Raw genomic sequence first — 14114 nt, 5'->3', positions numbered from 1 at the left:
TAAATGTTTATAGGTACCTTTATTTAATACAAGTATATTAGGAGGTAATATGCAACCGTTAGCAGATAGATTTAGACCTCAAAGTATAGATGATATGGTGGGGCAATCTCACATAATAGGAAAAGGGAAAATATTAAATAAATTAATACAAAATAAAACTATACCAAATATGATTTTATATGGCCCTCCAGGAACAGGTAAAACTACCTTAGCAAACATAATAGCAAACGCAACAGGAAAAAAGTATATAAAACTAAATGCTGTAAACTGCGGTGTCAAAGAAATAAAAGAAGTAATAGAGGCCACTAAAAGAGACCTATTTTCTTATAATGGTATAATTTTAATGTTAGATGAGATACAAGCTCTAAATAAAAAACAACAACAATCATTACTAGAAGTTATAGAGGAAGGATCAGTAACTTTAATAGCAAGTACAGCAGATAACCCATACTTTGCTATATATAAAGCAATACTTAGTAGATGTTCAGTATTTGAGTTTAAACAAATAAATTCACAAGATATATTTATAGGCCTTATGAATTCAATAGAAAAATTAAGAAATCTCTATAAAAGCAAAACAATAAAAGTTGAAGAAAAGGCTATAAGATATATAGCAGAAACTTGCAATGGTGATATGAGAAGTGCTTTAAACAAATTAGAACTTGTATTTAATGTTAGCATTGATAGTAATTCTGATGAAATTAACATAACTCTAGATAATACAATAGAATGTTCTTCTGTTAAGATACTTAATTATGACAATAAAGGAGATGATAGCTACTCAATATTGTCTGCATTTCATAAGTCTATAAGAGGTTCTGATATAGATGCATCTATACATTATCTAGCAAGGCTTATAAAGGCAGGAGACTTAAATAGTATAACTAGGAGGCTTTTGTGTATTGCATGTGAAGATGTAGGACTAGCTGTACCCCAAGCTATAACTATAGTTGAGGCTTGTGTCAACGCAGCAAATCAACTAGGGTTTCCAGAAGCACAATTGCCTTTAGCACAAGCTACAATATATCTAGCAAATTGTCCTAAGTCTAATTCTACATACGCTGCTATACAATCAGCTATATATGATTTAGATAATATAGAAGTTGGAGATATACCAGTCCACTTAAAAGATGCACACTATAGTGGTGCTAAAAATCTAGGTAGAGGTATAGACTATAAATACCCTCATAATTATGAAAATAATTATGTAAGTCAGCAATACATGCCAGAACTTATAAAAGATAAAAAATATTACAATCCAGGTAAAAATAAAAATGAGATGGCTTTTAAAGCTTATTGGGAAAATTTAAAAAATAAAGGTTAATAAGAAGGAGATATATTAACAATTATAAAATTATCATAAAAACCACTATTGATAATAAAAATATTATAAGGGTAGTTTTCATATATATATTGATTTTTATATCAGGGGGAAGTATATGATTTTGAAAATAGATGAAAAATATCATAAGAAGGTAGTTGATTATTTAAGCAAGGAACCTGAATTTAATTTATTTATAGTTGGGGATATTGAAAGATTTGGATATGATAATAGTTTTTTTAGTGTATGGGCAGATATAGATAGAAGTGGCAATATAGAAGGAGTATTAGTTAAATATTTAGATTTTTTAACATTTTATTCTCATTCTAAATTTAATGTAAAGAGATTTTCTAACTTTATAGACAAATTAGATTATACTGAAATAAGTGGTAAAACAGCATGTTTAGAAAAATTTGAAAATAATTTAAATATCAATAGAAAAAGAATAGTTAGTTTTTGTAAGTTACTTACAACCAAAAATTTAGAAAATACAATGAGAAGTTCAAATGTAAAAAAGATTAGATTTGGTAATATAGGTAAAGTGGTAAAATTATATGAAGTTATAGAAGAATTTGAAAACACTACAGTAGAAAACATAAAAAATCTTCTAAAAACTGGAAGGGGTTATTATATACCATGTGATAAACAAGTTGTTGCTATGGCAAAGAGTACATTAGAAAGCCAAAAATATGGACTTATAGTTGGTGTAGGGACTCATCCAAATTACAGAAATAAAGGTTATGCAACTGTATGTATAAGCAAGTTATGCAGAGAATTATTAGAAGAAGGAAAAATTCCGTGTTTATTTTATGATAATGAAGAAGCAGGAAAGATATATAGAAAATTAGGATTTAAAGAAATAGGAAAATGGAGTATTTATTATGCTTAGGGTGTCCTCTTATTGGGAGATACCCTATTTTATATTCAAACAATATAGACATGACTAAAGTTTAAGAAAAAACTTTATTATTTAGTGAGTATTATAGGATATATTTTTTGTAAAAATTGGACTTGTATAATTATATAATGTATAATCATTAAATATAAAAGAGGTGATACTACCATGAAAAAAATAATTTGCTTAGTATTAGTTATTTTAGCAATGGGAACTATGTATTATTTTTCAAGCCAAGAAGGTAATGTATCTAAAATACAATCAGATAAAGTTGTTAAAATAGTTGATGAAGTAAGACAAGAGGTTACTCTAAAAGATAGTAAGTTAATAAGTATAAAAGATAAAGTATTTAATGTTTTGAAAAGATATGGAAGCAAAAGTTATATAGTTAGAAAATTAGCTCATTTCAGTATATATGCATGTATTGGCATTTCTTTATGTTTAATGCTTTATGTATTTACTAAAAGAGTATTTATATCAGCTACACTAGCATTTATAATAAGTGCTTTATATGCTTATTACGATGAAATGAGACAACTATCAGTAGCTGGAAGAGTTGGAAGTATAAAGGATGTATTTATAGATTCAAGTGGAGCTATTACTGGAATAATAATACTGGTTGTAATAATAGTTATGTTTAATGGAATAAGAGGATTTTTTAATTTCCTATTCAAAAAAAGTAATTATAAAGAGACTGTTTAAATACGGTCTTTTTTACTTATAAAAAATATTTAGAAAAATTAAAAAAATAATATGTTTACGCTATAAAAAAGGTGGTATATATATAGTATAAATAAAGCATTTTAATTAGTGAATGTGAAAAAATAAAACCTAGTAAATTAGTATGAATTTAATGTTGACAAAATTACTAGGATATAATAAAATAATATTGAAGATAAAACCTAGTAAATTACTATGAATTGTAATTGAGTAAAGGGTGATAATATATGAAACTATCAACTAAAGGTAGATATGGGCTTAAAGCTATGTTTGAATTATCTCTAAATGAAGAGAATGGACCAGTTCCATTAAAATATATAGCTAAAAAACAAAATATATCAGAACAATATTTAGAGCAGATATTTTCATCACTTAAGAAATCTGGACTTGTTAAAAGTGTAAGAGGTGCACAAGGTGGATATTTGCTAGCTAAAAAACCTGAAGAAATAAAAGTAGGGGATATTTTAGTAGTGCTAGAAGGACCTATATCAATTTCAGATTGTGTTATAGATGAGGATATTTGTGAAAATTCAAATATATGCGTTACAAAAGTCGTTTGGGAAAAATTAAAGAAGGGAATAGAGGATGTAATAAATGCTATAAACCTTCAAGACATGATAGATGATTACAACAAAAACAAATTAGACTGTGATATAACAAATTTATTAAAGTAGATTGGAGCGAATACAAAATGGAAAAAAGAAGATTATATATGGATTATTCAGCTACAACACCTGTTAAAAAAGAAGTACTAGATGAAATGATGCCTTATTTAACAGATTATTTTGGGAATGCATCTAGTTTTCATACATTCGGAAGAGAAGCAAAAGCTGCATTAGATAAAGCTAGAGGGCAAGTAGCAAACCTTATAAATGCAAAACCAAATGAAATATACTTTACAGCTGGTGGAACAGAAAGTGATAACTGGGCAATAGAAGGAGTTGCTTTCTCTAATAAACATAAAGGAAACCACATAATAACATCTAAAATAGAACACCATGGTATACTTCATGTATGCGAATACTTAGAAAAATATCATGGATTTGAAGTAACTTACCTAGATGTTGATGCTGAAGGTAGAGTTAAATTAGATGAATTAGAAAAAGCTATAAAAGACACTACAATATTAATAACTATAATGTTTGCAAATAACGAAATAGGAACTATACAACCTATAAAAGAAATAGGTGAAATAGCTAAAAAACATAATATAATATTCCACACAGATGCAGTTCAAGCAGCTGGAAATATTAATATAGATGTTAAAGAATTAAATATAGACTTAATGAGTATGTCTTCTCACAAGATATATGGACCTAAAGGAATAGGTGCTTTATACATCAAAACTGGAACAAAGTTACATTCATTTGTACACGGTGGAGCACAAGAAAGAAGAAGAAGAGCTGGTACTGAAAATATACCTGCAATAGTTGGATATGGAAAAGCAGCAGAAATGGCTAAAGAAAATATGGATAACCATATAGAAAGACTTACTGCATTAAGAAAAAGATTAATAGATGGAATACTTGAAAATATACCATACACAAGAGTTAACGGAAGTATGGAACATAGATTACCAGGAAATGTTAACTTCTCATTTGAATTTATAGAAGGAGAAGGAATACTATTAATGCTAGACATGTTAGGTATAGCTGCATCAAGTGGTTCTGCATGTACATCAGGTTCATTAGATCCATCACATGTTTTAATGGCTATAGGATTACCTCATGAAATAGCTCATGGTTCTTTAAGATTATCTATAGGAGACTTTACAACTGAAGAAGATATAGATTATATAATAGAACAATTACCAAAAGTTATAGAGAGACTAAGAAGTATGTCACCTCTATATGATAAATTTATAAAAGAAAACAAAGACAAATAATATCGGGAAGATTTAATATATAAAATTAAAGGAGGATAACATCATGCAATATAGTGAAAAAGTTATGGATCATTTCATGAATCCAAGAAATATAGGAGAAATAGAAAATGCTAGTGGAATAGGTGAAGTAGGAAACGCTAAATGTGGAGATATAATGAGAATATATCTTGATATAGATGAAGATACAAAAGTTATAAAAGACGTTAAATTTAAAACTTTTGGATGTGGATCTGCAATAGCTAGTTCATCAATGGCTACAGAAATGGTAAAAGGAAAAACTATACATGAAGCATTAGCAGTAACAAACAAAGCTGTTGCTGAAGCGCTAGATGGTTTACCACCAGTTAAAATGCACTGCTCAGTACTTGCTGAACAAGCTATAAAATCAGCTTTAATAGATTATTCTAAAAAGCACAATATACACATACCAGAATTAGATGGTGTTGTTATAGATGATGATCATGATCATCACCATGATATAGAAGAGGAAGAAATGTAATTTATTAAGTAATAGATGATATAATATCCCTTTTAAGTTAATACTTAAAAGGGATATTATATTTTATATATTGAAAAATTATGCTATTATCCTTTTAAAAAGTTATAAAAATATATATAATAAAGAGATAAATGTAATTAACAAAAGAAGGTGACGTTATGAAAAAAAGAGTTATGATCGGTATGAGTGGTGGAGTAGATAGCTCTGTTGCAGCATATCTTTTAAAAAAGCAAGGATATGATGTAATAGGTGTTACTATGAAACTATGGCAAGATGATGATGATGAACTTATAGAAAATGAAGGTGGATGTTGTTCATTAGCAGCTGTTGAAGATGCTAGAAAAGTTGCTGACAAGATAGGTATACCTTTTTATGTATTAAACTTTAGTGATGTATTTAAGGAAAAAGTTATAGAACCATTTATAGATGAATACTTAAATGGAAGAACTCCTAATCCTTGTATAGCTTGTAATAAGCACATAAAGTTTGATGACTTCTTTAGAAAAGCTCGTCAAATAGGGTGTGATTATGTAGCTACAGGACATTATGCGAAAATAGAAAAAGATGAAGAAAATGGAAGATTTTTACTTAAAAAATCAGTTACGGATAAAAAAGACCAAACTTATGCTTTATACAACCTAACTCAAGAACAGTTAGAACATACTTTACTTCCTATAGGAGATTATGAAAAGGATAGAGTTAGAGAAATAGCAAAAGAAATGGGCATGGATGTTCACAATAAGCCAGATAGTCAAGAAATATGCTTTGTTAAAGACAATGATTATGCTGGATATGTTAAAAAACATTCTAAAAAAAGAATTGAAGAAGGATTCTTTGTAGATACTAAAGGAAATGTATTAGGAAAACACAAAGGTATAATAAACTATACTATAGGTCAAAGAAAAGGTCTAGGAATAGCGCTTGGTAAGCCTATGTTTGTTGTTGATATAGACCCTGTTAGAAATACAGTTGTACTTGGAGATAATGAAGATATATTTAATAAAGTATTAATAGCTAAAGATGTAAACTTTATATCAATAGATGGTGTAAAAGAAGACGAACCTATAAGAGTTGAAGCTAAAATTAGATATTCAGCTAAGCCATCACCAGCTACTGTATACAAGCACGGAGAAGATGCTATAAAGATAGTATTTGATGAGCCACAAAGGGCTATAACTAAAGGTCAATCAGTTGTTATGTACAACGGTGATGTTGTAGTTGGCGGAGGAATCATAGACTTAGCTTTATAAAGCTATTTTATTAATAACTAAGATAAAATTACAAGTATTTGTGAAACAATATGAATATAAATTTATATGTGTAGCAAAATACTATTGATTATTTCAACATAATTTAGTAATATAATGTAATAAAACAAATATATTAAATGCAGTGAAAAGAAATAGTAAATTAATTGAAGCTTTACAGAGAGAGAATATTGGTGAGAGTTCTTATGATAGATTAATTGAAGCAGTCTTTGAGTATCGATTTTGAAATAATAGTATGAATCGACGGTAGTTCCGTTATAACTTAAGGTTTTCCGAAGATACTGAATATTCAGTAAGTAGGGTGGTACCGCGAGAATAAGCTCGCCCCTATACTATGTTATAGTGGCGAGCTTTTTTATATGCAAATTTGTAATACATAATTAAGGAGGATAAAATAATGCAATCAATGGGATTAAATGAAATAAGAAGTAAATTTTTAAACTTCTTTGAATCTAAAGGTCATTTAGTGCAACCAAGTTATTCACTAGTTCCACAAAATGACAAAAGTTTATTATTAATAAATGCAGGTATGGCACCGCTTAAAAACTACTTTACAGGTGCTGAAGTACCACCAAGCAAGAGAATGTCAACTTGTCAAAAATGTATAAGAACAGGTGATATAGAAAATGTAGGTGTTACAGCTAGACATGCTACATTATTTGAAATGCTAGGTAACTTCTCTTTCGGAGATTACTTTAAGCATGAAACATTAAAGTGGGGATGGGAATTTGTTACAGAACATTTAAACATACCTCAAGATAAAATATGGGTAAGTGTATACTTAGAAGATGATGAAGCTTACGAAATATGGGAAAAAGAAATAGGTATACCTAAAGAAAGAATAGTTAGACTTGGTAAAGAAGATAACTTCTGGGAAATAGGTACTGGTGCTTGTGGTCCTTGTTCAGAAATACATTTTGATAGAGGTCCTGAATATGGGTGTGACAATCCAGATTGTAAGCCAGGATGTGATTGTGATAGATACTTAGAATTCTGGAATCACGTATTCTCTCAATTTAACAAAGATGAAGATGGAAACTACAACCCACTTGAGCATAAAAACATAGATACAGGTATGGGTCTTGAAAGAATGGCTTGTATAATGCAAGGTGTTGACACTATATTTGAAGTCGATACTATAAAGCATATATTAAACTCTGTTGAAAAAATAACTAATACAACTTATGGAAAAGATGCTAAGAATGATAAATCTATAAGAATAATAACTGACCATATAAGAAGTGTTAGTTTCTTAGTATCAGATGGTGTACTTCCATCAAATGAAGGAAGAGGATACGTTCTTAGAAGATTACTTAGAAGAGCTGCTCGTAATGGAAAATTACTTGGAATGAAGGAATCATTCTTATATAAATTAGTTGACGAAGTTATAAAAGTAAGTGGAGAAGCTTACCCAGAGCTAGTTGAAAAGAGAGACTATGTACAAAAAGTTATAAGAATAGAAGAAGAAAAGTTTAATGAAACTATAGATAAAGGTATAGAAATATTAGCTTCTTATATGGAAGATTTAAGAAAAGAAGAAAAGACAGTATTAAGTGGAGAAAATGCATTCAAACTATACGATACTTATGGATTCCCTGTTGACTTAACTAGAGAAATATTAGAAGAAGAACATATGACTATAGATGAAGAAGGATTCCATGCTGAAATGGAAAAGCAAAGACAAGCAGCAAGAGATGCTAGAGGAAATATGGACTCTGTAGCTTGGGAAAAAGATGCAGTATCTCAATTAGATAAGTCTATATGCACATCATTTGAAGGATATAACAACTTAAATGAAGAAGCTACTGTTAAGGCAATAGTTAAGGATAATGAAATAGTTGAAAGTGTTGAAGCAGGTGATGAAGCTATAATAGTACTTGATAAAACTACTTTCTATCCAGAAGGTGGAGGTCAAGCAGGAGATAAAGGTACTTTAGTTAATAAAAATGAAGATATCGTAATAGATGTTGTTGATACTAAAAAAGGTCCAAACAATACTATAAAACACATAGTTGTTGTAAGAAGTGGTAAAATAAATGTAGGAGAAACTTTATTTGTTAAAGTAGATAAAGAAAGAAGAATGGCTTGTGCTAGAAACCATAGTGCTACTCACATACTTCATAAAGTATTAAAAGAAGTATTAGGAGAACATGTTAATCAAGCAGGTTCTTTAGTTACAGAAGATAGATTAAGATTTGACGTAACTCATTTTGAAGCTATAACTAAAGAGGAAATAAAAGTTATAGAAGAAAAAGTAAATGATATAATATTTGATGCTTTAGATATAACTTGTGAAAATATGAGTATAACAGATGCTAAAAATAAAGGTGCTATGGCTTTATTTGGAGAAAAATATGGTGATGAAGTAAGAGTTGTTTCTATGGGAGATTATTCTATAGAACTTTGTGGAGGAACTCACTTAACTAACACTTCTCAAATAGGAATGTTTAAGATATTATCTGAAGGTGGAGTAGCTGCAGGAGTTAGAAGAATAGAAGCTATAACAGGTAAGGCAGTTTACAACTACTTAAATGGAAAAGAAGATGTAATAGCTAATGTTTGTTCAAGCTTAAAAACTAAAGAAGATAGCTTAACTACAAGAGTAGTAGCTTTATTAGAAGAAAACAAAAACTTAGCTAAAGAATTACACGATGTTAAAACTAAGATGAGTTTACAATCAATAGAATCAGTACTTGATTCAAAGGTTGATGTAAATGGAGTTAACTTAGTTACTGCTAAATTCGAAGGAATGGATATGAATACTTTAAAAGAAGTAGCAGATAACTTAAGAGACAAATTACAAAGTGGAGTTGTTGTTTTAGCAAATGTAGCTGATGATAAGTTAAATCTTGTTGTAACTGCTACTAAGGATGCAGTAGATAAAGGAATACACTCTGGAAATATAGTTAAATCTATAGCAGCTATAGCTGGTGGAAAAGGTGGAGGAAGACCTAATATGGCTCAAGCTGGTGCACCAGATGTAGAAAAAGTAGAAGAAGTATTAAATGGAGCTAGTGAAGTTGTAAAATCTCAAATAAAATAATTTTAATAAGGGGGATTTAACATGAATAATAATTTTGATAGTACTGTGAAATTTGAAGGATTTGAATCTGAAAATATGAGTATTAGTGATACAATAAAATTTGTATATCAATCACTAGTTGAAAAGGGGTACAATCCTATAAACCAATTAATAGGATATATCTTATCAGGTGATTCTAGTTATATAACTAGTCATAACAATGCAAGGGCTGTTATAAAGAGATTTGAAAGGGATGAAATACTAGAGGAAGTAATAACACATTATCTAAATAGAAAGTAGGTCAATCTTATGAAAAAAAAGGTTGTATCAGTGTTGATAACATTAATGATACTCCTAGTTTCTATTCCAAAATATAGCTTTGCCGATGAACACGGCAAAGTTATATTTATTAATATGAATAGAACTAATTTAAATACTATGCTAAGTGTACCAACTCTTAAAAAAGAATTAAAAAATAGGGGATATGTTGCCCTTATGAATATAAGAGGCGATGGAGGTACTGATGATAGAAGATCTTATGCTAGTATGGGTGCAGGAGGAAGAGTTAATGTATCTGCACAAGAGTATATAGATTTTCAAGAGTTAACTAAAGAAAATGGAAAAGTTTTTAAATCCGTAACAGGTAAAGAACCAAAGGCAATAAACAATATAGATATAAATAAATCTATAAATGATAATATAGAATATGGCCAATATGGATCAATGCTAGGTGCCCTTGGACAAACATTATCTGAAAATAATTTAAAAACAGCAGTTCTTGGAAATAGTGACAAGATTGAAAATGGAGAGCTTGTAAAAAATAGAAATATAGGCTTAGTTGCAATGGATGAGTACGGAAGAATAGATGGTGGAAACATTGATAATATTAATGTAAAAGATGAATCTATGCCGTATGGAATAAGAACAGATTATAATAAACTTATAAAAGAAACTCAAAAATATTACAATGAAAGTGATGCTATATTTGTTGACTTAGGAGATACATATAGATTAGATCAATATAGATTATTCTTAAATGATAATACATACAAAAGTATGAAGGCAAATATAGTTAAAAATATAAATAAATACCTTAAAGAAGTATTTAATATGGTAGGAGAAAATGATGTTGTATATATAAGTAGTGCATTTCCAAATGATCTAGACTACAAAAACAGAAGAAGATTATCTCCTATAATAAAGTTTGAAGGAAATAAAAAAGGATTGTTATCATCAGCAACTACTAGAAGAGAAGGAATAGTTGCTAATATAGATGTTGGTGTTGATATCTTAAATGAATTTGGACTTAAAAATAAAAATATGGTAGGTAGAAGCTATGAATTAATTCAAAAGGATGATAACATAGGTTATATTCAACATGAATTTGTAAAAATGGTTTCAGTATCTGACATAAGAGCAAATGTAGTAAATACATTTGTTGGTATAGTGTCAGCTTCTTGGGTAATAGGAATGATTGCTATATTACTTAGAAAATATGTACCATACAAAGAACGAGTATTTAATGTATTAAAAGAGCTTATAAAATTAGGGATAATAATGCCACTAGCACTACTTCTGGCACCTGTATTTAATTTTAAGACACCTATGACTATAACAGCTGGGATAGTACTTACTACACTAATTCTTTATATATTAGGTAGAAAGCTATTTAAAGATGATATAAAGCAAATGGGATTCTTTGCTTTAGTAACTATAATTGTTATAGTTATTGACTCCGTATTTGGAACATATTTAATGAGAAACAATATAATGAGTTATGATGCTATAATAGGTGCAAGATACTACGGTATAGGTAATGAATATGAAGGAGTAACAATAGCAAGTGCTGTATTTGCTATGGCAGTGCTTCTAAATTACAAAAAAATACCTAAGTGGTTAGTAGCCCTAATGAGTATAGTAATACTAATAACAAGTGCATATCCTTCTATGGGAGCCAACGTTGGTGGTGCTATATCTGAATCAGTAGCATACTTATTATTTATACTACTTATATATGATGTAAAATTAGACTTTAAAAAGGTTATATTACTAGGAGTAGCAGCAGTAGCTGTAGTTGTAGCCTTTGCAGTATTAGACGTAGTATCAGGAAGTGAATCTCATTTATCTGTATTTGTAAATCAAATACTAGTAAATGGACCAGGAGCTATACTACAAACATTTGGTAGAAAGATACAAATGAATATGAAGTTAGCTCAAACTAGTGTATGGGTTAATATATTACTAGCAGGAATATTTATAATTGCTATGTTTATATTTAAGCCACCTAGACACTTTAGAGACATAGCTAAGAAATATCCTATATTATTTAAAGGATTTATTGCATCTATGGTAGGATGTATAGTTACACTTTTAGTTAATGACTCAGGAATAGTAGCAGCTTCAACTGCATCAATATACATACTTATACCAATAATAATTATAAGTATAAATATGATAATATTTAACAAAGAAGACAATAAAAATTAAACCATAAAGGTCAGGTTAAAACCTGACCTATCTTAAAATTTAAGGAGAAAAAAATGCTAGACGGAAGAATAATGGGACTTGATGTTGGTGATAAGACTATAGGAGTTGCAGTTAGTGACTTAATGGGTCTTACAGCACAAGGAGTTAAAACAGTAAAGAGAATAGGGAAGAAAAAAGACATAGAAGCATTAAAAGAAATAATAAAAGAAAGACAAGTAACTAAGATAGTTTCAGGGTTACCTAAGAATATGAATGGAACATTAGGTCCACAAGGTGAAAAAGTAATAAAGTTTTGTGAATTATTACAAGAAGAAACGGGAATAACAATAGAATACTGGGATGAAAGATTATCAACAGTAGCAGCAGAAAGAACACTTATACAAGGTAATGTTAGAAGAGAAAATAGAAAAAGTGTTATAGATATGGTAGCTGCTGTAATAATACTTCAAGGATACTTAGATAGACAAAGAAATTTTTAAAATATATATAAATTAACTAGTTTATGATATATAATATAGTTAATAAATAGAATTAGAGGTGGATAACATGCAAGAAAATATAATAAACTTAATCGATGAAAATGGCCAAGAAAGTGCTTTTGAAATAATATTAACACTAGAAGCAGAAGGAAAAGAATATGCTATATTAGTTCCTTTAGAAGAAGAAACAGAAGAAGCTTTAGTATTTAGAATTGACCAAGATGAAGAAGGCGAAATATTAGTTCCATTAGAAGATGACAAAGAATATGAAATAGTTGTTGATGTATACAACACATTAATGGAAGAAGAAGGATTAAACTTCGACGAAGACGAAGAATAATAAAAAGACTACCTAGCAATAGGTAGTTTTTTATATATTAAGGTATTATAAACTATTTAGTTTTAGGATAATTTATAGTAGTTTAATATATAAAATTTAAAATATTTTACTGATACTTAGTTTGAGAGATTGATGCAAACATAAGTTAGATAAGATATATAATTGGTAAAATGAAATATTTCGTCGATACGTCGCTTAAGCATAGTAAATTTTTTGAGTAAAAATATAATAGTGAGGCAAAATATTTACAAATAAGAATAAGGAGTAATGATAATGAAAAAATTTATATTATGTCTTTTTATAATACTTATTTGTATAACACAAAAGATTGACTCATTAGAAAATAGTAGTTTAGAAAATAGTAAAAATGATATTGAAAATATACTTCTAATTGGGACAGATAGTTCAAATACTAATAAACCATCAAGGTCTGATTGTATGATAATACTAACTATAGATACTAAAAATAAAGCTCTAAGGCTTACGTCCCTAGCCAGAGATACATTAGTTAATATACCTAATATAGGATATGAAAAATTAAATCATGCATATGCTTATGGTAAGGAAAAACTACTTTTAGAAACAATAAATAATAATTTTAATTTAGATATAAAGGATTATGCAGTAGTAGATTTTAAATCATTTATAGAAATAGTAGATACTATAGGAGGGGTAGAAGTAGACGTTAGTCAAAAAGAAATAGAATACCTTAATAAAACTATAGAAGTCTGTTATGATTTAAATTCTCAAAATGAGGGTAATATAAAGTATATAGACAAAGTAGGAAATAATAAATTAAATGGATACCAAGCTCTTGCTTATGCAAGAATAAGGAAGATGGATACCATTTATAAGCGAGATGAAAGACAAAGAAAAATATTAACTGATATAGCAAACAAATTAACTAATATACCTTTAAAAGATTATCCAAAGGTTATAAGTAGTGTAGTTAAACATATAGATGTAAATATATCTATTGATAAAATATTTAAATTAGCATTAATATCTCAAAAGTTAGCTAATTATGAGATAAAGCAATTGGAGTTTCCAGTAGAAAAGTATAGAGATGAAGGTATAAGCAATGAAAGTAAAAAGTATGTTATAAAGTGGGACAAAGAAGAAAATCTGAAAATTCTAAATGGTTTTATATATAACAAATAAAATGTCTATAAATTATTGACAAAATGGCCATTATCAA

At 28.7% G+C, this 14114-nt stretch carries 13 protein-coding genes and 1 other annotated feature; all 13 genes read left to right on the top strand.

The window, feature by feature from the left end:
- Nucleotides 1–49: 49 nt before the first annotated feature.
- On the top strand, nt 50–1324 hold the full coding sequence (locus FRIFI_RS10495; RefSeq protein WP_092924588.1) for a replication-associated recombination protein A: 1275 nt from the start codon (nt 50–52) through the stop codon (nt 1322–1324).
- A 115-nt stretch (nt 1325–1439) separates the two neighbouring features.
- Nucleotides 1440–2210: a GNAT family N-acetyltransferase gene (locus tag FRIFI_RS10490; protein WP_166505820.1), complete on the top strand. Its 771-nt coding sequence runs from the start codon at nt 1440–1442 to the stop codon at nt 2208–2210.
- Between the two features lie 174 nt (nt 2211–2384).
- Nucleotides 2385–2918: a VanZ family protein gene (locus tag FRIFI_RS10485; protein WP_166505819.1), complete on the top strand. Its 534-nt coding sequence runs from the start codon at nt 2385–2387 to the stop codon at nt 2916–2918.
- A 245-nt stretch (nt 2919–3163) separates the two neighbouring features.
- Entirely contained in the window at nt 3164–3610 is a 447-nt protein-coding gene (locus FRIFI_RS10480) for an RrF2 family transcriptional regulator (RefSeq protein ID WP_092924594.1), read from the top strand.
- A gap of 17 nt (nt 3611–3627) precedes the next feature.
- Nucleotides 3628–4821 (top strand): cysteine desulfurase NifS, encoded by a 1194-nt coding sequence (gene nifS, locus FRIFI_RS10475; protein WP_092924596.1) that lies wholly within the window; start codon nt 3628–3630, stop codon nt 4819–4821.
- 43 nt (nt 4822–4864) lie between these two features.
- A complete protein-coding gene (nifU, locus tag FRIFI_RS10470) occupies nt 4865–5320 on the top strand; it encodes a Fe-S cluster assembly scaffold protein NifU (protein WP_092924598.1) in 456 nt (151 codons plus the stop codon).
- 158 nt (nt 5321–5478) lie between these two features.
- Complete coding sequence (gene mnmA, locus FRIFI_RS10465; protein WP_092924600.1) at nt 5479–6570, top strand: tRNA 2-thiouridine(34) synthase MnmA; 1092 nt, start codon at nt 5479–5481, stop codon at nt 6568–6570.
- Between the two features lie 133 nt (nt 6571–6703).
- Nucleotides 6704–6920 (top strand) — a binding site (T-box leader).
- Nucleotides 6921–6985: 65 nt separating this feature from the next.
- Nucleotides 6986–9631 (top strand): alanine--tRNA ligase, encoded by a 2646-nt coding sequence (gene alaS, locus FRIFI_RS10460; RefSeq protein ID WP_166505818.1) that lies wholly within the window; start codon nt 6986–6988, stop codon nt 9629–9631.
- Nucleotides 9632–9652: 21 nt separating this feature from the next.
- Entirely contained in the window at nt 9653–9910 is a 258-nt protein-coding gene (locus FRIFI_RS10455) for an IreB family regulatory phosphoprotein (protein ID WP_092924604.1), read from the top strand.
- Nucleotides 9911–9919: 9 nt separating this feature from the next.
- A complete protein-coding gene (locus tag FRIFI_RS10450) occupies nt 9920–12097 on the top strand; it encodes a hypothetical protein (protein WP_092924606.1) in 2178 nt (725 codons plus the stop codon).
- A 53-nt stretch (nt 12098–12150) separates the two neighbouring features.
- Nucleotides 12151–12576: a Holliday junction resolvase RuvX gene (gene ruvX / locus FRIFI_RS10445; protein ID WP_092924608.1), complete on the top strand. Its 426-nt coding sequence runs from the start codon at nt 12151–12153 to the stop codon at nt 12574–12576.
- 67 nt (nt 12577–12643) lie between these two features.
- Nucleotides 12644–12916: a DUF1292 domain-containing protein gene (locus FRIFI_RS10440; protein WP_092924610.1), complete on the top strand. Its 273-nt coding sequence runs from the start codon at nt 12644–12646 to the stop codon at nt 12914–12916.
- A 273-nt stretch (nt 12917–13189) separates the two neighbouring features.
- The gene (locus tag FRIFI_RS10435; protein ID WP_166505817.1) at nt 13190–14077 is read left to right on the top strand and encodes an LCP family protein; all 888 of its coding nucleotides are present in this window, start codon (nt 13190–13192) and stop codon (nt 14075–14077) included.
- The last annotated feature ends 37 nt before the right edge of the window (nt 14078–14114 follow it).

Origin of the sequence: Romboutsia hominis (assembly GCF_900002575.1) — a bacterium.
GTDB lineage: Bacteria > Bacillota > Clostridia > Peptostreptococcales > Peptostreptococcaceae > Romboutsia_C > Romboutsia_C hominis.
Note: the sequence above shows the minus strand (reverse complement) of the source record. Positions and strands in the feature narration are given on the sequence as shown.